The sequence below is a fragment of the Cupriavidus sp. MPR-AND1C genome, assembly GCF_058809705.1.
Genome location: NZ_JBXASU010000011.1, coordinates 61580 through 83121, shown reverse-complemented (window position 1 = coordinate 83121; position 21542 = coordinate 61580). Strand labels below are relative to the sequence as shown.

Sequence of the window (21542 nt, the reverse complement as noted above, 5' to 3'; positions counted from 1 at the left end):
CTCAGGCGGCTGGGTTGCAGACCACCAGCGCATCGAGCGCCAGCACGCGGTCGGGATAGGCAACCAGCGGATTAATGTCGATCTCGGTAATCTGGGGATTGGCCCGCATCTGCTCGCCGACCAGCGCCACCACGCGCGCCACTGCCGGCACGTCCACCGCAGCCGCGCCACGGATACCCTTTAGCAAGGACGCGGCTTTCAGGCGCCCGAGTTCCTCCACGATGTCGGCTTCGGCCATGTCGGCGGGAATGAGGCGCACATCCTTCAAGGCTTCGATCCACACGCCGCCCAGTCCGACCAGCACCACAGGCCCCCAGTCGGCGTCGCGCTTGGCGCCCACCACGAGTTCCAGTCCGCGCGCGCCCATCGCCTCCACCAGCACGCCATCGAGCTGCAGATCGGGCCTGTGCGATGACACGTTCGCGTGCAGTTCCTGCCAGCCTGCCCGCAATGCCGCCTCGTCAGCCAGGCCGACGATCACGCCGCCGACATCGCTTTTGTGCGGCAGCGCGCTGGCTTGCGCCTTGATGACCACCGGGTAGCCGATCCGGGCGGCGATGCGCACCGCCTCGTCGGCGCTGCCAGCGAGCGCCCCCTCGGGCACCGCGATGCCCGCGGCCGCCAGCCAGGCCTTGCCCTGGTATTCGGCGAACACACCCGACGGCGGCAAGGGAGCCGGCAGCGGCAGCGCGCGCGCTGCGCCCTGGCTGGCTCGCACGGCACGCTGCAAGGCCTCGCCGTAAGCCGCCACGCGCGCCAGGGCGCGCAATGCCCGGTCGGGCGAGCGGAAGAAAGGCACACCGCTGGCACGGATCGCGTCCACGAAGAACGGCTCGATCGGGCCATTGTCGCCGGTGATTACCAGCACCGCCGGCTTGGCCGCCTGTGCAATGGCCGGCAGGATATGCTCGGCTTTATCACGCTGCGCCACCTCCGGGCCGGCCGGGATGCTCAACACAAGGCTGCCGATGTGCTCGTCGGCCAGCATGGCGAGCAGGATCTCGCCGATCAGCCCAGGCTGCCGTACGCCGATCGTGGTGTAGTCCAGCGGGTTCTCGGCTACCGCATAGCCCGGCAGCATCCCGGTGAGGCGCTGCGTCGTTGCTTCTTTCAGGGCGGGCAGTTCCAGGCCAAGCCCGTCGCAGAAGTCCAGCGCAATATTCTTCATTGCGCCGGACCCGGTCATAAAAGCCGGCCCGCCGCCAGGCGGAACCGGGAAACGCAGCAAGATTGCCGCTGCGTCAAAGAGCTCATCCAGGGAATCCACCAGTACCACCGCCTCCCGCGCCAGCGCCACCGAGGCGGTGGCATGATCGCCGGCAAGCGCGCCGGTGTGCGACTGGGCCGCCTCGCGCGCCCTTGCGCTCTTGCCGGGCATCAGCATCACGATAGGCTTGCCGACGGCGCGTGCCTGGCGCGCCAGTTGCAGAAAAAGCTGCGGCCGACGCACCTGCTCCGCGTAGACCGCAATCACTCGCGTCTGTGGATCTGCAATGTAATGCGCCAGCACGTCCTCGATGCCGACCGAGGCCTCATTGCCGGTCGACACCGTCGCCGTCAGCGGCAGGCCACGGCCAATCACAGCATCGCGCAGGTTGGCCGCCATGGCACCACTTTGCGCAACCACGCCGATGCCCGGACGGCCGTCGCACGGATACGGCTGTACCGGTTCGAAGGTGACGGGTACGCCCGCCTCGAAGTTGGTGAAACCCATGCAGTTGGGTCCCAGCAGCAGCATCCCGGCATCACGCGCCACAGCGGCAAGCTCGTCCTGCCTGGCCCGGCCTTCCTCACCCGCTTCGGCATAGCCGGAGGCAAACAACACTGCGGCATGCGTGTGCCGGGCAGCCAGTCCACGCACGGCCTCGAGCACACCCGACTCCGGAATCGCCAGCACCGCCAGATCGATCCCCTCAGGCAACTCCCCCACCGTCTTCACGCAATCCCGGCCGTTGATCTCGCTGCTGCCGCGGCTAACCAGGTGAATGGCGCCCGCATAGCCGAAGCGCTCCAGGTTGGCTAACACGAAACCGCCGAAGGAACGCGGGTCCGCGGACGCGCCGACGATGGCGATCGATTGCGGCTTGAGGATACGGTCTACCGTCATTGCGACGAGACCGGAACGATCGCTGACTGATGCTGGACTGCGCATGGGAACAGGGCCTTTTGAGATGGGATTCCCGCCGTGACCAGAAAGGTCTCAACCGCGGCGTTTGATCATTGTGGCATACCACAATGGTGTTTTCAATACACCAGAAGCAAGTATTGAAACCAAGGCCTCAGTGATTTCCCTGAGTGAATCTGGCTCGTCGCGGCGTGCGGCTCAGCAGCCGCCACTTGAACTCAATCGATCTTGGCACAGATCCCGCAACATCGCTAATTCCTTTATTTATAAGGCATTTCTGGAAGAGACAGGATGACTGTAGACGGCTTAGCAAGTGCCGTCAGCATCTCGTTTCAGTGCTGTTTCCGACCGGCAACCCCACAGCAATCGCTTGTTTCTCCGCGTTCCGAAAAATATTCTGTTTGCATACCAGAATTCTGTTGTTGTATATTTTCAGCAACCCCGGCGCGATGGCCGGCCTTGGCCCCCAATGCAAACCGTTTGATGACTTCACCCCCCGTTCGCACTCGCCCCCTCTCCAGTGAGGGAATGACCCTGTCCGCGGCAGCCGATCCAGAGCCGCGCGCGGGCCTCGCCAAGGACATTCTCGCCACCCTGGGGGAAGAAATCGAACAGGGCATCCTGGCGCCTGGCTGTGCGCTGGATGAGCGAGCGCTGGCGGTCCGCTTCAACGTGTCGCGCACGCCTGTCCGCGAAGCTTTGCAGCAGCTTGCGGCACGCGAACTGGTCAACATCGCGCCGCGCCAGTGCGCAATCGTGGCGCGGCTTTCAATCAGCAAAGTGCGGGCAATGCTCGAATACGTGGGAGAACTTGAGTCGCTGTGCGCCAGGCTCGCCGCCCGGCGTGGCGACGAAAGCCTGCACGCCGCGCTCGATGCGGGCATTCACCACTGCCGGCAAGCCGCGCAGACAGGCAGCCAGCAAGCCTATGCGGCCGCCAATGCCCTGTTCCACGAGGTGATTTACACAGGCTGCCGCAATACGTATCTGGCCGAGCATATCCGCCAGGCACGCAGGCGCTTGCAGCGCTACCGCACCCAGGATTTCCTGAACAGCAGCCAGATCGCCAAGTCTTTGAGCGACCACCAGGAGATCGCGCGCGCCATCCAGGCCGGTGACGAACCGCAGGCTGGTGCCGCGATGCTGTTGCATGTGCCCGCCGGCACCACCGGCTTTTCCGAGTTCCTGGCCACTGTGCCGATGAACTTCTTCGCAGGCGAAACCAGCAGCGACACTCCCTGACAGAGGTACTCCATGACACGTACGCTCCGCTCGCTAGATGTCCCCGGCCTGGCGCACAACGCGCCAATTCCGGTCGGCGCTCGCGTGGGCAACATCATCTGCTCCTCGGCGATAGCCGGGAAGGACCCCGCCACCGGCAGACTGCCGGCAGATGCCGCCGCGCAGGCGGAACTGGCTTTTTCGAATATGCAGCGGCTGCTTGAAGCCGGGGGCGCGACCTTCGCTGACCTGGTCAAACTCACCGTCTACGTGAAGGACAACAGCGTGCGCGAGGCCGTCAACGGTGAATGGCTGCACCACTTCCCGGACCCCCTCGACCGTCCCGCGCGGCACATCGTCGTACACGACCTCCAGCACGGCATGTTGCTACAACTTGAATGCATGGCCGTTGTGGCCAGCGAAACCAAAGGCTGAACCTCATGATCATCGATTCCCACGCGCATATCGTCATGCCTCCAGAAAGCTTCCGCTACATGGCGGAGCTGGTAGGAGGCCGTGCCAACCCGTCAACCACGCCGAAGGTTCCGGATGCTTCCGTGCGCAAGGTGGCCGAAGAACTAGTTCAGAGCATGGACAAGGTCGGCACCGACGTGCAGTTCATCTCGCCGCGTCCCTACCTGCAGATGCACTCGGTCAAGCCCGGCCGCGTGACCGAGTTGTGGTCGCGCCATTGCAACGACCTGATCGCACGCTTCGTGGCGCTGTTCCCGGACCGTTTCCGCGGTGTCGCGGGATTGCCTCAATACATGAATGAATCGCCCGCGCTGCGCGCGGTACCCGAGCTGGAGCGCTGCGTCAAGGAACTCGGTTTTGTCGGCTGCCTGATCAACCCCGATCCGACCGAAGGCGAAGGCCCCACGCCCCCCGGCCTGGGCGATCCGTTCTGGTATCCGCTCTACGATGCCATGACCCAGCTCGACGTACCGGGCCTGATCCACTCGGCCGGCAGCTGCAGCGCGCGCGAGTCCTATACCCTGAAGTTCATCAACGAAGAGAGCATTGCCATCGTCTCGCTGCTGGGCTCCAAGGTCTTCGACACATACCCGGGCCTGAAGATCGTCGTGGCACATGGCGGCGGCGCGATTCCCTACCAGATGGGACGTTTTCGCTCATGGTCGGTCCGCAAGGGCGAAACGGTGAGCTTCGACGAACAGCTCAAGCGCTTGTATTTCGACACCTGCAACTATTCCAAGGAAGCCATTGAGCTGCTGCTCAAGGTGGCCGGCACCGACAATGTGCTGTTTGGCACCGAGAAACCGGGCACCGGCAGCGCGCGCGACCCGGTTTCCGGGCGCGACTACGACGACATGAAGCCGGTGATCGAGAGCATTGACTGGCTCAGCGAGCAACAGCGCAGGAACATCTTCGAGTGCAATTGCACCCGCGTCTATTCGCGCGCTTTCCGCAAAGACGAGGCGTGCTGATCATGGCCATGACCCACGAAGACAACGAACTGCTCACCCGCGTGGAAAACGGCGCGCCGATGGGCGAGATGATTCGCCAGCACTACTGGATCCCGGCTGTACCCTCGGCCAAGCTGGTGGCGGACGGCGCACCGGTGCGCGTGCGGCTGCTGGGCACCAACTACGTGGCGTTTCGCGCCACCGATGGCCACGTTGGCATGCTCGACGAGCAGTGCCCGCATCGCAAGGCTTCCCTGCTGATGGGCCGCAACGAAGACAACGGCCTGCGTTGCATCTTTCACGGCTGGAAGCTCAATACCAGCGGCGATGTCATCGAAGCGCCGAACCACATGGGCGATCAGTCGCAGTTCTGCAAGCATGTGCGCGTCAACCGCTATCGCGTGGAAGAACGCGGCGGCATTGTCTGGGTCTGGCTGGGCAAAGGCGAGCACCCGCCCAGATTTCCCGACCTGCCGTTCACCCGCCTGCCGGAAGACCAGCGCTCGGTCACCAGCCAGGAAGTGCCCACCAACTGGGTGCAGGGCGTGGAAGCCTCGATGGATTCTTCGCACGTCGGCGTACTGCACGAATCCACCACGCAGATTACCGCCGGCGCGGGTAACGAACGCCTGCACATGACGCAGGCGCTAGCGCCGCGGCTGGAGTTCGAGGACATGCCTTACGGCTACCGTTACGCAGCCGTTCGTGCCCTGCCTGACGACAAGGTGTATGCCCGCGTCAACAACTTCGTCATGCCGTGGTACGGCATCATCTGCGCCCCCGATGCCAAGGGTCCTGGCACGGTGTTCTTCTCGACGCCGGTGGACGACGTCACGCACCGCGCGTGGTTCGTGCATTTCAACCCACACCGGCCATTGGGTATGACGGTGATGTCGGCCACCCCCGACGTGTGGGGCTTCCCGCCGCTCCCGCCGGGCGGGCCGGAGAACAATTGGGGCCAGAACCGTGACCTGATGAAACGCGGCCATGCCACCGGTTTCCCGCAGCACCTGGGCACCGAAGACTTTGCCATGTTTATCGGCCAGGGGCCCATCGTGGATCGCACCACCGAACAGCTCTGCTCGGCCGATGGTGCGGTGCTGCGCGTGCGGCAGGCTCTGCTCAAGTCCGTGCGCGAGTTCACGGCGGGCAAGACGCCGACGCTGGCTGACAACCCCGATCTCGACTACGCCAAGGCGACCTCCGTCGGTGGCGTGCTGCCGGCAGGCAGCGACTGGCGCACGCTGACGCTAACGCCCTGAGCCATCCGCCCCGTTACAAGAAAAATACGGAGACAAGCATGACAAGCTACCGCCGACGCCGGCTGCTGCTGGCGGCGTGCGCGGGCCTCGCCGCGCCTGCCGCGACGTACGCCGGCATGCAGGGAAAGCCCGTGATCCGCATCCTGCTGGGGCTTCCGCCGGGTGGCGGCACCGACGCGATCGCCCGTTACTTCGCCGACTGGCTGCCGCAGGTCCTGGAGCAGCCGGTCATCATCGAAAGCCATGTCGGCGTCGGCGGCCGTCTCGCCGCGGACGCGCTGATGGCGGCGAAGCCGGATGGCCTCACCTACATGATTGCCCCCAATGCAACGCCGACCTTCCAGACACTGGTCTTCGGGCCGCAACTCAAGTGGAACCTCTGGCGCGACTTTGCGCCAGTGGCCGGCCTGGTCTCCTATCCATTGGGGATGGCGGTACGGACGGATACAGGCATCAGCAATGCGCGCGAATTCGTACAGTGGGTCAGGAAGCATCCCGAGAACGCCGTCTTTGGCACGCCGGGACTGGGTGGCATGAACCACTTCCTCGGGATGCAGTTCGCCAGGGCGGCCGGCATCGCGCTGTCGGTGGCGCCCTACAAGGGCACGCCGCCGCTGATCAACGACCTGGTCGGCGGCCACGTGCCCGCGGCCGTGACGTTGCTCGACGACATGCTCAAGTACCACCGCGCCGGCAAGGTGCGGATGATCGGAATTTTCAGCGCGAAGCGCTCGCCTCTGGCTCCGGATATCCCGACCATGGTCGAGCAAGGCATCAACGTGACTTCCGGCGACGGCTGGACCGCCATGTGGGCGCCCGCCGGAACCCCGGGCACCGAGCTGGAACGGATGCAGCAGGCGTTGCGCAAGATTCTGTCCATGCCGCAAACCACCGAGTTCCTGATGAAGCGCCTGGCGGTAGTGCCGGACTTTCTCGACGCACAGGACATGGCCCGCCGGCAGCGCGCGGAGCTCGCGACCTGGGAACCCATCATCAAGGCCTCCGGCTTCAAGCCGGAATAGCTGGTTTATTTGCAGGAATACGCCAATGCTTAGCGAGGAAAAGAATCGTCAGCTGACCCAAGTGGGGCCAGACACGCCAATGGGCGAAGTGTTGAGGCGACACTGGCACCCGATCGCCGGCATCGACGAGCTGGATCGCAACCCCATCAAACCGGTGCGCCTGATGGGTGAGGACCTGGTGCTCTACAAGGACCTGAGCGGCACCTACGGTCTGGTTGACCGGCATTGCGCGCACCGCCGCGCCGACCTGGCCTACGGCTACGTCGAGCAATGCGGACTGCGCTGTAACTACCACGGCTGGCAATACGACCAGCAGGGCCGCTGCGTAGATCAGCCCTTCGAGCAGATGGTCGACCCGCATTGCAGGCTGAAAGCGCGCGTGCGCCTCAAGGCCTACCAGGTCCAGGCCAAGGCTGGCATGCTATGGGCATATATGGGCCCACAGCCAGCGCCCCTGCTACCGGACTGGGAGCCGTTCAGCTGGCGCAACGGCTTCGTACAGGTGGTTTTTGCCGAGGTGCCCTGCAACTGGCTGCAAGCACAGGAAAACTCCATCGATCCCGTGCACTTCGAGTGGATGCACGCCAACTGGGGACGGCGGCTGCGCGGCGATTCCGCAGGCTACGCGCCACGGCACCAGCGGCTCGATTTCGAGGAATTCGAGCACGGCTTTCTCTACAAACGCATCAGCGAAGACACGGACGAGCACCACCCGCTTTGGACCATCGGCCGCGTCTGCCTGTGGCCCAACGGGTTCTTTCTTGGCGACCACATCGAATGGCGTGTTCCCGTCGACGACGAGAACACGCTGAGTGTGACCTGGTCCTTCATCCGCGTGCCGCGCGAGGCCGAGCCCTACGAGCAAGCCGTGATCCCTTCGTGGACCAGTCCGATCCGCGACGCGCGCACCGGCCGATGGATCTCAAGCCATGTCATCAACCAGGACATCATCGCCTGGGTCGGCCAGGGCCGTGTCACCGACCGCAGCCAGGAGAACCTCGGGGCCAGCGACCGCGGCATCGCCATGATCCGCCGCCGCCTGCTCGACGATATCGACGCCGTGGCGCAGGGCCGGGATCCCAAGGGGCTGATCCGCGATCCGCAGGCCAACCATCGCGTGATGCTGCCCTGCGACTCGCGCGCCTTCTTCCTGGAGGGCCTGGCGCTGGAGCAGTACGCCAGCCATCCGAAGTGGAACAAGCTGTTGTTCCACTTCATTTTTCACGCCGGCCAGCCAGACGAGGTCAAGCGCGCCTACGAGGCAGCCACGGGCGTGAAGCTCAAGGACATTGACGTGGTCGAGATCTAGCCAGGGCCATCCGCCACGAACCCACACAGGCCCACCCCGGGAGACACCCATGAGCATTACCGAGACACTGCAAGTCAGGGTCAAATCCATTACCTGGGAAGCGGAAGGCATCCTTAGCTACGAACTCTGGCCGGTAGCCCCGCACAAGGAGCTACCTCCGTTCGAAGCCGGGGCGCACATCGACGTGCATCTGCCCAACGGCTTGATCCGCAACTATTCCCTGTTCAACTCGCCGCAAGAACGGCACCGCTACCTGATCGGCGTCAACAAGGACCCGCAGAGCCGCGGCGGCTCGCGCTATCTGCACGAAGTGCTACGCCCGGGCGACACCCTGACCGTCAGTGCACCGCGCAATAACTTCCCGCTCGATGAAGCGGCCGCGTCGAGCGTCTTCATTGCCGGCGGCATCGGCATCACGCCGGTCCTCGGCATGATCCGCCGCCTGCAGGCGCTGGGCCGGCCGTGGCAGCTCTTCTACGCGGCACGCACACGCAAGAATGCCGCCTTCGTCGAGACCCTGCAGGCACTGCGGGACGATGCCGGGGCCACGCTCCAACTCAGCTTCGACCGCGAGCCCGGTGCCAGCATGCTCGACATCCCCGCCATCACCAACGCGCTGCCGGCCGGCGCCCATGTCTACTGCTGCGGCCCGCTGCCCATGCTGGACGCCTTCGAGCAAGCCACCGCTGGCCTGCCGCCCGAGCGAGTGCACAGGGAATACTTCGCTGCACGCGAGAGTGCCGCCACCGCAGGCGGCTTCACCGTCGAACTGGTGCGCAGTGGCCGCAGCATCGAGGTAGCCAGCGGACAGACCATTCTCGACTGTCTGCTCAATGCCGGCATCGAGCCGCCCTACTCGTGCCAGGAAGGCATTTGCGGCACCTGCGAGGTACGCGTGCTCGCAGGGTTGCCGGACCACCGCGACCTGGTGCTCAGCGAAGCGGAAAAGGCGTCGAATCAACGCATGATGATCTGCTGTTCAGGCGCAAAGGGCAGCAAGCTTGTGCTGGATCTCTAGTCCTGCAGAACCCACGAAAACCCCGATTTCCCTACGCAATGGAATTGCAAATATGAGCGACGAACTCGTTACTTACGAACTCGATGGCCCGGTCGCACTGATCGGCCTGAACCGCCCCGACAAGCGCAACGCCATCAATGAAGACGTGGTGTGCGCCCTGCGCGATGCCGTGATACGCGCTGGCGAGGAAGCCGACGTCGGCGTGCTGTTCGGGCATGGCAGCAACTTCTGCGCAGGCCTGGACCTGAAGGAAGCGCTGGCGCGTGCGGCCGGCGAGGCCCCGCGCCCGCGCAAACGCCGGCGCCATTCATGGCACGAGGTGTTCGACATCATCGCCCGCGGCCCCATCCCGTTCGTTGCTGCGCTGCATGGCGCCGTGGTGGGCGGCGGCCTCGAACTGGCCACCGCGGCGCACATCCGCGTGGCGGACGAATCGGCGTTCTTCGGTCTGCCCGAAGGCCAGCGCGGCATCTTCGTCGGCGGAGGCGGCACGGTCCGCGTGCAGCGGGTGGTCGGCTACACCGTCATGGCCGACATGATGCTGACCGGCCGGCTGCTTACGGCAACCGAAGGGGAGCGCGAGCATATCGTGCGCTACGTCGTGCCGACCGGCGATGCACTCGATAAGGCGCGTGAGCTGGCGGCAAAGATCGCGCGAAACACGCCTGACACCAACTGGCGGATCACCAACCTGTTGCCGCGCATCAACGACCTGTCACACGACGACGGCCTGTTCATGGAGTACCTGAACTCCAACGTGGCGCGCGCCCCGGAAACCGCCGAGCGCCTGCGCGAATTCGTCGAAGGGCGAGCCAAGCCGCTCGTCGCCCCCGGAACCCAACTGGACTGAGAATGACCATGACGACTACGTCTGCCGACAACGACGCCCGCACACAGCCCGACGCACAGGCGCAGCGTGATGCCGCGGCGGCCCATATCCGCTTCGCCGAGGCCGAGGCGGCAAAGATTCCCGACATCCCGGCCAGCCTGCCGCTGCGCCCGATCGGCAATGTGGCCGTGATCGGCGCAGGAACCATGGGCGGCGGCATCGCCATGGCGCTCGCCAATATCGGCATACCGGTGACCCTGATCGACAGCGGCCAGGAAGCCCTGGATGGCGGCCTGCGCCGGGTGCGCGACAACTATGCCGGCAGCGTGTCGCGCGGACGGCTGGAACAGGCTGAAATGGAACGGCGCATTGCCCTGATCCGCGGCTCGGTCGATATGGCACATGCAAGGCACGCAGACCTCGTGATCGAGGCCGTCTTCGAGGATCTGGCGCTCAAACAGCAGATATTCCACCAGCTCGATACCATCGCCAGGCCGGGGGCAATCCTCGCCACCAACACCTCCGGGCTGGACGTCGACGCTATCGCAGCAGTCACGCAAAGGCCTCAGGATGTGGTAGGTGCCCATTTCTTCAGCCCGGCGCACGTCATGCGCCTGCTGGAAGTCGTGCGCGCGCGGCAAACCGCGCCGGACGTCGTCGCCACGCTGATGGATCTCGGCCGGCGCATGGGCAAGATCTCCGTTCTCGCGCGGATCTATCCCGGTTTTATCGGCAATGCGCTGTTCCGCAATTACACGCGCGAAGCCCACTTCCTGCTCGAAGAAGGCGCATTACCCCACCAGGTGGACCAGGCGTTGACGCGCTTTGGCTATGCCATGGGCATCTTCGCCGTTCACGACATGGCTGGCAACGATGTTGGCTACCAGACCCGCAAGGCGCAGATGGCGACACGGCCTGACGATCGGCGCTGGAACGACCTGATCATGAAGCTGACAGAGATGGGACGGCTAGGGCAAAAGAGTGGAGCCGGCTGGTACCGGTATGAGACAGGCAACCGCACGCCGCTGCGGGATCCGGCGGTCGAAGACTTCATCGTTCGCGAGTCGGCCCGGCTCGGGATCGCGCGCCAATCAATTTCCGAGGAGGAGATCATCAAACGCTGCCTCTACGGCATGATCAACGAGGGCGCGAGACTCCTCGAGCAAGGCATCGCGCTGCGCCCAAGCGATATCGACATCGTCTACGTCACCGGCTATGGATTCCCGGCTCGCCACGGCGGGCCGATGTACTACGCCGACCGCATCGGGCTTGCCAAGGTCTATGCGGACATCAAGCGCTTCCACGAACAGCATGGCTTCTGGTGGCAGCCCGCCCCCCTGCTTGAACGCCTGGCTCGAGATAACGGGCGCTTTGCCGATCTACAAGTGCGCACCTGAAAACAAGCGGGCAGGCCGTGGGCTTGGTGCCGATGGCCCAACTGCTGCGCCTACCGCCTCTGCCTGGCATTGCGCTTATGAGCCCGGCATCGTGTATTCACCAAGCAACATTAACGTATACCACTAACATATATATACATACCACTATGCGATTATGGAATCCGGAAGGCCAATACGGAAACCGACCTAAGCGCAACGTGGATCAACACGGAGGAGATTGTTCATGAAGAAATGTATCGTCGGCGTTGGATGCGCCATCGCAAGCATCGCGGCGTTTGCCCAGTCATCGGTCACCCTGTATGGGGTGGTCGATGCCAATATCGAGTACAGCAACCACAACCTGGGGAGCGGTCCTAACGGACAATCCAAGGTCGCGCTGAATTCCGGTGGATTGTCGCCGAGCCGCTGGGGCATGCGCGGCACCGAAGATCTCGGCGGAGGGAACAAGGCGATCTTTGCCCTGGAAAGTGGCTTCAACATCGACACCGGCACATCCGGGCAGGGCGGGTTGTTGTTCGGGCGCCAGGCATGGGTGGGGCTTGCATCCGGCAACCATCAGCTAACGCTCGGGCGACAATACACGTCGCTCTTCCTGATCATGGCGAACTACTCGCCCACCGCATATGCCACGCTGTATGAACCCGTGACGCAGATTGCCGGCGCGTCGCTGCGGGAAAACAATATGGTGAAGTACCACGGCAGTTTCGGCCCCCTGACGACAGAAGCGCACTGGAGCTTCGGCGAGCAACCCGGTTCGACGCAAGGCTCGGCCGGCTATGGCGCGGGCGTTGATTATTCGTTCGGATCAGGCGGCATCGCCATCGCGTACGACAATGTGAATGGTCCTGCGACCGGCGGCAACTACACGCGGGCCCAGAAGGCGGCGCTCGGCGTGCGTTACCAGATCACACCGAGTTTGCTCGCCCAGGCCGCCTACCGCTATGGGAAGAACGACGCGCCGGCTTCCGGGACGGTCGCGCGCGACGACATCTTTTGGCTGGGCTTGAACTACCAGGCAACTCAGGCGCTGGCATTGACAGGGGTGGTCTACTACGACAACCTGCGTGCCTTGCGCACTGCGACCGGCAGCACCAATCCGAGCAATCCGTGGCAACTCACGCTCGTCGCGGACTATTCGCTGTCCAAGCGCACGGACGTTTACCTGAGCACCGCATACACGAAAAACGCCGCGCTGAACTTCGAGAACCTCAACGGTGCCATTGCTGCCTATCAGATCGCCGCCAATGAGCACAATCAGATCGGGGTTGCCGTCGGCATGCGGCATAAGTTCTGAGTGCGGCAGCGGCGCCCGGGCGGCGCCGCTGCCCGGAATCAGCGAATCAACCGGCAGAGGCGCGGCTCAGGCCGCCCCTGGCTCGCGGCTTGGCGTCGCCCTCCTCCCCCGTAACGCCGCCCCTTGACCGCTTGGCACCGGTTGCTGCAGCGGGAGGTGAACTACCCAGCCCCGACTCGCCTTCGAGGTAACTCGCAGGCAGTGTCGAGAGAAACTCGGAAAATCCGGTGGTCCCCACCGGCGCATGCTGGAGCATGGCGTCATGCGCAGCCACCTCATCGCCATGGAGAATCGCGTCAGCCAGTTTCCGATGGTCTTGCAAGGCTTTCTGCCGTTGCGCCGGCGTCAAGAAGATCTTTGGCCGATAACGCTGCATCAGGCGCCTGATACTGTGAATCTGCTGGGCAAGGTATTCGTTGTGGCTACCGGCATAGATCAGGTCATGGAATGTAGCATTGGCCTCGGCAAATTGCTTCCCATTGTTTTCGTTGGACGCCTCGACGCACTGCGCCATGCTCGCCTCGAGAGACGCGCGCTGCTCGTCATCCATCCGCCGCGCCGCGAGCTTGGCAGCGACGGCCTCGAGCTCGCCGAGCAGTTCCAGCGTTTCACGTAGCTGCGTGATGGACAGCCGCGACACGAAGACGCCGACACGGGGCGCGATGCGCACGAGATTCTGCGCCGCAAGCTGCTGCAAGGCCTCGCGCACCGGCGTACGGGATACGCCAAAGCGCTCAGCCAGCGTGCGCTCGTCCAGCAGCGCCCCCGGCGGTAGCGTACCACTCTCGATCTCGGCCTCAATGGCAGCCTTGATCTCGGCGGCCATGCTCTGTTTTGGTTGTAGCGTCATAGAGAATATTGGTCAGCGAAAACTGCAGGGATCTCATACTGCACGAACCAGACAAGGCGCCCGGCACGGCTCATGCGTTCGAGAGATCGTACCACCATGTAAGTATACCAAATGTTACCGTTGGCATTCCAATCGTCAATATGTGGATGTCGCCCATCGCCCCAGACTAAAGCGTTTGGTCCGTCGAGCACTGAGCTCACACCCCCGATGGCCGCCCATGGGGGTATCGGGCATGGGTGCCGCAGGTCCACGTACAGCCCTATGAACGAAACAAGGCGCCACATGCGCTCGTCCACGGCAATCCCGGCGCGGTGAGCGCCCGTACATCACGTTCTACCGCGTACGCTATACCAACGAGCGACTCGCCAGGAGCAGCGGAGGGTACCGGCAACTCGACAAGTTGAATGAACGGTACCAAGATGGAGCGCGCGGAGGCTATGCAATCACCCGATCGTGTTGCCGCAGGGCTCGGTCAAGAGCGACTGGGAGGTGGAACTCGGGGTGGTGATCGGCACCCGCGCCCGCTATGTCAGCGAGGCCGATGCCCTGAGGCACGTAGCGGGCTACTGCACCATCGACGATGTGTCGGAGCGCGAGTACCAGCTCGAGCGCGGCGGCACCTGGGGCAAGGGCAAGGGATGCGACACCTTCGGTCCCATCGGCCCGTGGCTCGTGAGCGCCGACGAGGTCGGTGACCCGCAAGACCTCTCGATGTGGCTCGACGTGAACGGTGAGCGCCAGCAGGCCGGCAACACCCGCACCATGATCTTCACGGTGGCCCAGCTGGTCAGTTACCTAAGCCGTTTCATGACACTGTAGCCGGGTGACCTGATCACCACCGGCACACCACCCGGCGTGGGCATGGGCAAGACGCCGCGGCCCCAGTTCCTGAAGCCGGACGACGTCATCACCCTGGGCATCGAGCGGCTTGGCGAGCAGAAACAGACCGTGTTTGCCCAGGATCCGAAGTTGATCCACGGATAAAGCCGTGCCGCTGCCCAAGCCGATCGACCCGCGCCATTCCGGGGTTCCGTGATGCCGCGGCAGCGGCGCGCCCCGCCGCGTGGGAACACCGGCGGCGCGCGGGACTGTGATCAAGCAGACTTCTGGACATGCCCCTCAAGCAGCGCACGCGATTTGGTGAAGCGATAGCCGATGCCGAGCAGCGCGAACCACACGGGTGCCACGTAGAGCGCCACCCGGGTACCCGGATCGAGCGACAGCAGCACCGCAACCGCGATCATGAAAGCGACCACCAGCCAGTTGGCATAAGGCGCGCCAGGCATGCGAAACGCCACCGCCTTGACCCGGCCGGCGGCGATTGCCTTGCGATAGCCGAGGTGGGCAATCATGATGATCGACCAGGTCCACAGCGAACCGACCAGCGAAATGCTGGTGACCCAGACGAAGACCTGCTCCGGCACGATGTAGTTGAGCAGCACGCCGATGCCCATCAGCGCGGCAGAGAACGTGATGGCGATGGAGGGCACATGCTTGCTGCTGACCCTGCCGAAGGCGCGCGGCGCCTGGCCAAACTGCGCCAGCGTGTACAGCATGCGCCCGGTGCTGAAGATGCCGCTGTTGCACGATGAGGCTGCCGCCGTGATGACGACCAGATTGACGATCGCGGCCGCCCCCGGGACGCCGATCCTCTCGAACACGTAGACGAACGGGCTGACGCCGGGCTTCAGTTCATTCCAGGGCACCAGCGCCATCATGATGATCAGCGCGCCAACGTAGAAGATCAGGATGCGCCAGACGACGCCGTTGGTCGCATGCGGCAACACTTTCTCGGGATTCTGCGCTTCCCCCGCGGTGACACCGATCAGTTCCACGCCCTGATAGGCGAACATGACGATCTGCAAGGTCAGCACCACGCCGAGCGTCCCGAACGGCATGAAGCCGCCATGCGTCCACAGGTTCGAGAAGCTGGCGGTCGGGCCGAGCGGTGTCACGCCGAAGAAGATGATCGCCAACCCGATCACGATCATGGCGACGATGGTCACCACCTTGATCAGCGCGAACCAGAATTCCAGCTCGCCGAATACCGCGACTGCGACGCAATTCACCAGGTACAGCACCGCCAGGGTGGCCAGCGCCGGTATCCACTGCGGCACGTCCGGGAACCAGTAGTGCACGTAGACTGCGACCGCGGTGATCTCGGCCATCCCGGTGACCACCCACATGAACCAGTACGACCAGCCGGTGGCGAAGCCGGCAAAGGGGCCTACAAACTCCTCGGCGTAGGTTGCAAAGGATCCGCTCACCGGGCGGTACAGCAGCAACTCGCCCAGCGCCCGCATGATGAAGAAGATCGCCACGCCGCCGATGGCATAACTCAGCATCAGCCCCGGGCCGGCGATGGCGATCGCGCGCCCCGCACCCAGAAACAATCCGACACCGATGGCGCCGCCGATGGCGATCATCTGGATGTGCCGGTCCTTGAGCCCGCGATGGAGATCCTTCTCCTCGCGGACCCGCTCTTCGTTGAGCAGTTTCCTTACGTCAGTCATATTGATCTCCACTCAGACCCGCGAACGCTTGTCAGCACCCGCACGGCTCTCACCCGTGAATTGGTTCGGGGGCGCAATGCCCTTTCGGATACGGGTTGCCCGGCTTCGCGCCGATAGTGCGCCAGCATGAACCCTCCGATGTCGAACCCGGCCCTGGCGGCCGGAAAGTCGGATTGCTGGATTTGCAGCTGTGGTCATGAGTTGTCTCCTCTGGTAATCGTTATTTGGATCGATGCGGCCGGCGCTTCGCGCCTCGTCTATCGCTCGCGCGGTATCGCGCATCGTCCAGATCGCCCTCATTCCCCGACAACGCATCCCAGCGTCCGAAATCGAGGCGATCTTCTATCACAGGGGCTCGACCCTGTCCATGCGTTTCCCGCGCTACCGTGCAACGACCTTCGCGCGGCCTGCTGTCATGCTGCGAGGCGGGCCGGCGGCCGGGTTCCTGGCTTTGCCTGCTGCGCCAACCCGGTCTCAGCTCACGCATTCCAAGGCGCTACCCTGGTTCAGCGTTGCCAGGTTTTTCAGCATGTCGGCCACCATCTCCTTGAGGCCGAATTCAGGTCTCCAGTTCCAATCCCGCCTGGCTACCGAGTCGTCGATGGAGTCAGGCCATCCAGCGGCAATTTCCTGACGGAAATCAGGCTCGTACCTGACATCGAACCCCGGGCAATGCCGCCGGATCTCGTTCGCGATTTCGCCAGGCGTGAAGCTCAAGCCCGCAAGGTTGTAACTTCCCCGCTCGGAGATGCTGGCGCGAGGCGCCTCCATCAGCTCCATGGTCGCGCGAACGGCGTCCGGCATGTACATCATTGGCAAGGCTTCATCTTTCTCCAGGAAGCAGGCATAGGGTTGCGCCCTGAGCGCCGAATGGAAGATATCAATTGCGTAGTCCGTGGTTCCGCCGCCTGGAGGCGTCTTGTAGGAAATCAATCCCGGATACCGCAGACTCCGGACATCCACGCCATGGTTCTCAAAGTACCAACGGCACCATCCTTCGCCCGCCAGCTTGGAGATGCCGTAGACGGTCTTTGGCTCCATGATGGTGCTTTGGGGCGTGCCGTCCGGCGGCGTTGTCGGGCCGAATGCCGCGATCGAACTGGGCCAGAATACCTTGTCGAGCTTCTGATGACGCGCAGCCTCCAGCACGTTCAGCAGGCCGTTCATGTTGAGTTGCCACGCCCATGTGGGCGACTTCTCACCGGTTGCCGACAAAGCGGCCGCCAAGTGATAGATCTGGGTGATCCCATGCCGCTCGATGACATCGCGAAGGTGCGCCCGATCGGTTACGTCGAGCATTTCATGCGTGAGGTGCAGATGGCGGCCGTGCGGCACCATGTCGCTCGTGACGACATTCTGCTTGCCATAGCGATCGGCCAGCGCCGACGCCAACTCCGTTCCCAATTGGCCGTTGGCGCCAATGATCAGTACCCTGGCTGGCTTTGTCATTGAATGATCCCCAGTTCCTTGCCAGCGATCTCGAACGCCTCCAACGCCTGGTCCAGCTCGGCGCTGTCGTGCAAAGCGCTGATCTGCACGCGGATGCGTGCCTGCCCCCTGGGGACCACGGGATAGAAGAAACCGATGACATAGACGCCCAGCTCCAGCAGACGCCGGGACAGTCGCTGCGCCTTTTCCGCGTCGTACACCATGACGGGAATGATGGGGTGGTCGCCGGGCTTCACGTCGAAACCCAGCGTGCCGAGCTTGCCGCGGAAGTAGCGCGCATTGCGCTCGAGCTTGTCCCGCAACGTGGTATCGGCTTCGAGCAGGTCGAGCACCTTGAGTGTCGCGCCCACGATGCACGGCGCCACCGTGTTCGAGAAAAGGTAAGGCCGGGAGCGCTGGCGCAGCAATGCCACGACTTCCTTTCGCCCGCTCGTAAAGCCGCCCGAGGCGCCGCCTAGCGCTTTGCCAAGCGTTCCGGTGATGATGTCGACCTTTCCGAAGATCCCACGGTGTTCGTGAGAGCCGCGGCCACGCTGCCCAAGGAAGCCGGTGGCATGGCACTCGTCGATCCCGAGGAGCGCCCCGAACTCGTCGCAGATCTCGCGGATCTCGTCAAGCCGGGCAATCGTGCCATCCATCGAGAATACGCCATCGGTAAAGACGAGCTTGAAACGCGCGCCTGCGGCATCGGCCGCCTTCAACTGCTCGCGAAGATCCTCAAGATCATTGTTCTTGTAGCGGAAACGCTTGGCTTTACACAGCCGGATGCCATCGATGATGGATGCGTGGTTCAGTTCGTCGCTGATGACAGCGTCGTCCGAACCAAGGAGCGTCTCGAACAGGCCCCCGTTTGCATCGAAGGCCGAGCCGTAGAGGATCGTGTCTTCGGTGCCGAGAAAGCTCGCGAGACGCGCCTCGAGCGACTTGTGCAGGTCTTGCGTACCGCAAATAAACCGAACGGAGCTCAAGCCAAAACCACGCTCGCCGAGCGCGCGATGCGCAGCCTCCACGACCTCCGGATGGGACGAGAGGCCCAGGTAGTTGTTAGCGCACAGGTTGATGACTTCCTTCCCATCGGTAGTCCTGATAAGGCTGCCCTGCGGAGAAGCGATGACACGCTCGGTCTTGAACAGACCGGCTTGTTCAATGGACTCGAGCTCCTGGCGGATGGCTGCGTAGAATGCGTCTGTTGTCGGCACAGCGGTGCTCCTGTAAACTGATGATGATCGATAAACCGAACATGTTCTGTATATCGAACGTTTTGTTCACTTTACAGGACTTCATTTCATGACACAAGTCCCCCCGTCGGAGGCGTTCGCAGAAGGCCCCCCCGTCATTGGCGCCAGGCTGCAATTGCTTCGCCAGGCACGCAAGCTCTCTCTCGACGAGCTTTCCAGGCGTGCTGGCGTATCCAAATCGATGCTTTCGCAGGTTGAGCGGAATCTTGCCAATCCCACGGTGGCGGTCTTGTGGCGCTTGGCGAACGCTTTGGGCATCGGCCTGGCCGAGTTCCTTTCCGGCGAGCAGGCCGACAAGCCGACGCCAACCGTGACGGTCATTCCCGCTCACTCGATCCCGGTGATCAGAAGCCCGGATGGCAAATGCGAGTTGAAAATTCTCGGCCCGGTGGACCTTGCAAGCCGGGTGGAATGGTATGAGCTGTCGATCCATCCTGGCGGCGTACTCGCATCCGAGCCGCATGAGAGTGGCTCGAAAGAACATCTGTCCGTCATGAGCGGCTGCGTCACCGTTCAATCCGGCCCCAGTGAGAAGAAAGTCCGGCACGGCGAGTCCGCGCGCTATCCGGCGGATGTTCAGCATGCCATTTCGAACCCTGGAAAAACCATGGCCACGGCATTGCTGGTCGTTGAGTACGCCCAGTAAAGCCGTTCATCGGAAGTCGACAGGATCACGGAAACGCGAGTCGCCATGCTCGATCATCGGATGGGGACCTCGTCAGCGAGTTCCGTAAGGGCCATCTGGCTGCAAGGCGACGGCTCGGCCGCTGAGCCGTCTTCCGAACAGGACACCCCCCCAAATCTGATACGGTCTTTTTCTAAGCCGTTGCTTCTGTTATCCGCCGCAAGCTACCGGTAGCATGTTGTCCATGGCATGCCGCCAATCTCCCAGCTTCACTGCTGCCCCATCCATGGACACCCCTGCATCAAACCCGGCCGCCTCGGCGGGTTTCCTTTTGCCAGCAACATCCCCCGGCCTCGCGCCACGCCAGTCGGCCCACGAAAAAGAGCACCTCTATGCGCTCGGCCTGTGGTCTACTCTATATACGCTTGCGCCTGAAACGCAACGTGAATGGACCGCACCCGAACTGGCCGGCCAAGCCCGTTCCCAATGTCCCACGGAGATCACGACATGTTTGGCTTGAGCGCGCTCGACCTGGCACGGATCCAGTTCGGCTTCACGATTTCCTTCCATATCATCTTCCCCGCCATCACCATCGGCATGGCGAGCTACCTCGCCGTGCTGGAAGGCTGCTGGCTGCGCACGCAAGACACGGTCTACCGCGACCTCTATCACTTCTGGTCCAAGATCTTTGCCGTCAACTTCGGCATGGGCGTGGTGTCTGGGCTGGTGATGGCGTACCAGTTCGGCACCAACTGGAGTTTCTTCTCGGACTTCGCCGGCAGCGTGACCGGCCCCTTGCTGGCCTACGAGGTGCTGACCGCGTTCTTCCTGGAGGCCGGCTTCCTGGGCGTGATGCTGTTCGGCTGGAGCCGGGTCGGCCCCGGCCTGCATTTCTTCGCCACGCTGATGGTGGCGCTCGGCACCCTGATCTCGGCGACGTGGATCCTGGCCTCCAATAGCTGGATGCAGACCCCGCAGGGCTACGAGATCGTCGATGGCCGCGTGGTGCCGGTGGACTGGCTGGCGGTGATCTTCAACCCGTCGTTCCCGTACCGCCTCTTGCATATGAGCGTGGCGGCCTTCCTCGCCACCGCGCTGTTCGTGGGCGCCTCCGCCGCCTGGCACCTGCTGCGCCGGCGCGATAACCCGGCCATCCGCAAGATGCTGTCGATGGCCATGTGGATGCTGCTGATCGTGGCGCCAATCCAGGCCGTCATTGGCGACATGCACGGCATCAACACGCTCAAGCACCAGCCGGCCAAGATCGCCGCGCTCGAAGGCCACTGGGAAAACCACGGCAACGAGCCGCTGCCGCTGATCGTGTTCGGCTGGCCCGACATGGCACGCGAGGAAACCCGCTTCGCGGTGGAAATCCCGCGCCTGGGCAGCCTTATCCTCACCCATAGCCTGGACGGCCAGATCCAGGGCCTGAAAGAATTCGCGCCGCAAGACCGGCCTAACTCCACCATCATCTTCTGGAGCTTCCGCGTGATGGTGGGGCTGGGCATGCTGATGATCCTGCTCGGCCTCTGGAGCCTGCTGCTGCGCCGGGGCGGCAAGCTGTTCCAGACGCGCGCGTTCCTGCGCATGGCGCTATGGATGGGCCCGGCCGGGTTGATCGCGCTCCTGGCCGGCTGGTTCACCACCGAGATCGGGCGCCAGCCGTGGATCGTCTACGGCGTGATGCGCACCGCCGACGCGGTCTCGCCGCACGGCGTGCCGGAACTGGCGTTGTCGCTCGCGCTGTTCGTGGTGGCTTATTTCTTCGTCTTCGGCGTGGGCATCGCCTACATGATGCGGCTCGTGCGCAAGGGCCCGGTCGAGCATGAGGGCGATCCGGAACCCGGCGGCGGACACGCCGTGGAAGGCACGCCGGCGCGACCGCTCTCCGCGGTGGACGATCCAGGCGATGTCCCTGGCGCGGCCACTTCTACCAACCGCCTGGCCGATAGCAGGAGCTGATCAT

General features: G+C 63.6%; 17 protein-coding genes and 1 pseudogene. 13 read left to right on the top strand and 5 right to left on the bottom strand.

The genetic code is table 11. From position 1 onward, the window contains the following. Position 1 precedes the first annotated feature (1 nt). Entirely contained in the window at positions 2 to 2107 is a 2106-nt protein-coding gene (locus AC1RWI_RS09305; protein ID WP_492865874.1) for an acetate--CoA ligase family protein, read from the bottom strand. A gap of 309 nt (positions 2108 to 2416) precedes the next feature. Here AC1RWI_RS09305 and AC1RWI_RS09300 point away from each other — a divergent pair, with 309 nt between their 5' ends. The 10 genes from AC1RWI_RS09300 to AC1RWI_RS09255 all read left to right on the top strand — a co-directional run bounded on the left by AC1RWI_RS09300 (position 2417) and on the right by AC1RWI_RS09255 (position 12901). Then, the gene (locus AC1RWI_RS09300) at positions 2417 to 3367 is read left to right on the top strand and encodes a GntR family transcriptional regulator (RefSeq protein ID WP_492865872.1); all 951 of its coding nucleotides are present in this window, start codon (positions 2417 to 2419) and stop codon (positions 3365 to 3367) included. 84 nt (positions 3368 to 3451) lie between these two features. Further along, positions 3452 to 3781 carry a RidA family protein gene (locus AC1RWI_RS09295; protein ID WP_236702217.1) on the top strand — a complete coding sequence of 110 codons (330 nt, stop codon included), beginning with the start codon at positions 3452 to 3454 and terminating at the stop codon, positions 3779 to 3781. A gap of 5 nt (positions 3782 to 3786) precedes the next feature. After that, on the top strand, positions 3787 to 4791 hold the full coding sequence (locus AC1RWI_RS09290; protein WP_043354869.1) for an amidohydrolase family protein: 1005 nt from the start codon (positions 3787 to 3789) through the stop codon (positions 4789 to 4791). A 2-nt stretch (positions 4792 to 4793) separates the two neighbouring features. After that, on the top strand, positions 4794 to 6032 hold the full coding sequence (locus AC1RWI_RS09285; RefSeq protein ID WP_043354868.1) for an aromatic ring-hydroxylating dioxygenase subunit alpha: 1239 nt from the start codon (positions 4794 to 4796) through the stop codon (positions 6030 to 6032). A 38-nt stretch (positions 6033 to 6070) separates the two neighbouring features. Then, positions 6071 to 7054 (top strand): tripartite tricarboxylate transporter substrate-binding protein, encoded by a 984-nt coding sequence (locus AC1RWI_RS09280; protein WP_043354866.1) that lies wholly within the window; start codon positions 6071 to 6073, stop codon positions 7052 to 7054. A gap of 25 nt (positions 7055 to 7079) precedes the next feature. Beyond that, complete coding sequence (locus AC1RWI_RS09275; protein WP_043354865.1) at positions 7080 to 8363, top strand: aromatic ring-hydroxylating oxygenase subunit alpha; 1284 nt, start codon at positions 7080 to 7082, stop codon at positions 8361 to 8363. Positions 8364 to 8412: 49 nt separating this feature from the next. Then, the gene (locus tag AC1RWI_RS09270) at positions 8413 to 9381 is read left to right on the top strand and encodes a PDR/VanB family oxidoreductase (RefSeq protein WP_043354864.1); all 969 of its coding nucleotides are present in this window, start codon (positions 8413 to 8415) and stop codon (positions 9379 to 9381) included. Positions 9382 to 9433: 52 nt separating this feature from the next. After that, entirely contained in the window at positions 9434 to 10231 is a 798-nt protein-coding gene (locus AC1RWI_RS09265) for a crotonase/enoyl-CoA hydratase family protein (protein ID WP_492865868.1), read from the top strand. An 8-nt stretch (positions 10232 to 10239) separates the two neighbouring features. Beyond that, positions 10240 to 11607 (top strand): 3-hydroxyacyl-CoA dehydrogenase, encoded by a 1368-nt coding sequence (locus AC1RWI_RS09260; protein WP_492865866.1) that lies wholly within the window; start codon positions 10240 to 10242, stop codon positions 11605 to 11607. 223 nt (positions 11608 to 11830) lie between these two features. Then, positions 11831 to 12901: a porin gene (locus AC1RWI_RS09255; RefSeq protein ID WP_492865864.1), complete on the top strand. Its 1071-nt coding sequence runs from the start codon at positions 11831 to 11833 to the stop codon at positions 12899 to 12901. 46 nt (positions 12902 to 12947) lie between these two features. On the opposite strand, the gene AC1RWI_RS09250 is transcribed toward AC1RWI_RS09255, so the two are convergent. Further along, entirely contained in the window at positions 12948 to 13727 is a 780-nt protein-coding gene (locus AC1RWI_RS09250; protein WP_492865862.1) for a GntR family transcriptional regulator, read from the bottom strand. A gap of 465 nt (positions 13728 to 14192) precedes the next feature. Here AC1RWI_RS09250 and AC1RWI_RS09245 point away from each other — a divergent pair. Beyond that, positions 14193 to 14735 (top strand): annotated as a pseudogene (locus tag AC1RWI_RS09245) (fumarylacetoacetate hydrolase family protein); the annotation flags it as partial. Between the two features lie 110 nt (positions 14736 to 14845). Here the strand turns inward: AC1RWI_RS09245 and AC1RWI_RS09240 are convergent. The 3 genes from AC1RWI_RS09240 to kbl all read right to left on the bottom strand — a co-directional run bounded on the left by AC1RWI_RS09240 (position 14846) and on the right by kbl (position 18912). Further along, a complete protein-coding gene (locus AC1RWI_RS09240) occupies positions 14846 to 16264 on the bottom strand; it encodes an amino acid permease (RefSeq protein WP_492865860.1) in 1419 nt (472 codons plus the stop codon). Positions 16265 to 16738: 474 nt separating this feature from the next. After that, positions 16739 to 17713 (bottom strand): NAD-dependent epimerase/dehydratase family protein, encoded by a 975-nt coding sequence (locus AC1RWI_RS09235; RefSeq protein WP_043354857.1) that lies wholly within the window; start codon positions 17711 to 17713, stop codon positions 16739 to 16741. Further along, positions 17710 to 18912, bottom strand: a complete 1203-nt coding sequence (gene kbl, locus AC1RWI_RS09230; RefSeq protein WP_043354855.1) for a glycine C-acetyltransferase — start codon at positions 18910 to 18912, stop codon at positions 17710 to 17712. The genes AC1RWI_RS09235 and kbl overlap by 4 nt, the downstream gene beginning before the upstream one ends. An 88-nt stretch (positions 18913 to 19000) precedes the next feature. Here kbl and AC1RWI_RS09225 point away from each other — a divergent pair, with 88 nt between their 5' ends. Together AC1RWI_RS09225 and AC1RWI_RS09220 are read left to right on the top strand one after the other, a co-directional pair. Beyond that, on the top strand, positions 19001 to 19597 hold the full coding sequence (locus AC1RWI_RS09225; RefSeq protein ID WP_043354853.1) for a helix-turn-helix domain-containing protein: 597 nt from the start codon (positions 19001 to 19003) through the stop codon (positions 19595 to 19597). Positions 19598 to 20083: 486 nt separating this feature from the next. Then, entirely contained in the window at positions 20084 to 21538 is a 1455-nt protein-coding gene (locus AC1RWI_RS09220; protein WP_043354852.1) for a cytochrome ubiquinol oxidase subunit I, read from the top strand. Positions 21539 to 21542 lie beyond the last annotated feature (4 nt).

Excerpts from the sequence above, each read along its gene's own strand:
- AC1RWI_RS09305 (WP_492865874.1), bottom strand. The coding sequence starts at position 2,107 with ATGACGGTAGACCGTATCCTCAAGCCGCAATCGATCGCCATCGTCGGC.
- AC1RWI_RS09300 (WP_492865872.1), top strand. The coding sequence starts at position 2,417 with ATGACTGTAGACGGCTTAGCAAGTGCCGTCAGCATCTCGTTTCAGTGC.
- AC1RWI_RS09290 (WP_043354869.1), top strand. The coding sequence starts at position 3,787 with ATGATCATCGATTCCCACGCGCATATCGTCATGCCTCCAGAAAGCTTC.
- AC1RWI_RS09285 (WP_043354868.1), top strand. The coding sequence starts at position 4,794 with ATGGCCATGACCCACGAAGACAACGAACTGCTCACCCGCGTGGAAAAC.
- AC1RWI_RS09280 (WP_043354866.1), top strand. The coding sequence starts at position 6,071 with ATGACAAGCTACCGCCGACGCCGGCTGCTGCTGGCGGCGTGCGCGGGC.
- AC1RWI_RS09275 (WP_043354865.1), top strand. The coding sequence starts at position 7,080 with ATGCTTAGCGAGGAAAAGAATCGTCAGCTGACCCAAGTGGGGCCAGAC.
- AC1RWI_RS09270 (WP_043354864.1), top strand. The coding sequence starts at position 8,413 with ATGAGCATTACCGAGACACTGCAAGTCAGGGTCAAATCCATTACCTGG.
- AC1RWI_RS09265 (WP_492865868.1), top strand. The coding sequence starts at position 9,434 with ATGAGCGACGAACTCGTTACTTACGAACTCGATGGCCCGGTCGCACTG.
- AC1RWI_RS09260 (WP_492865866.1), top strand. The coding sequence starts at position 10,240 with ATGACGACTACGTCTGCCGACAACGACGCCCGCACACAGCCCGACGCA.
- AC1RWI_RS09255 (WP_492865864.1), top strand. The coding sequence starts at position 11,831 with ATGAAGAAATGTATCGTCGGCGTTGGATGCGCCATCGCAAGCATCGCG.
- AC1RWI_RS09250 (WP_492865862.1), bottom strand. The coding sequence starts at position 13,727 with ATGGCCGCCGAGATCAAGGCTGCCATTGAGGCCGAGATCGAGAGTGGT.
- AC1RWI_RS09240 (WP_492865860.1), bottom strand. The coding sequence starts at position 16,264 with ATGACTGACGTAAGGAAACTGCTCAACGAAGAGCGGGTCCGCGAGGAG.
- AC1RWI_RS09235 (WP_043354857.1), bottom strand. The coding sequence starts at position 17,713 with ATGACAAAGCCAGCCAGGGTACTGATCATTGGCGCCAACGGCCAATTG.
- AC1RWI_RS09225 (WP_043354853.1), top strand. The coding sequence starts at position 19,001 with ATGACACAAGTCCCCCCGTCGGAGGCGTTCGCAGAAGGCCCCCCCGTC.
- AC1RWI_RS09220 (WP_043354852.1), top strand. The coding sequence starts at position 20,084 with ATGTTTGGCTTGAGCGCGCTCGACCTGGCACGGATCCAGTTCGGCTTC.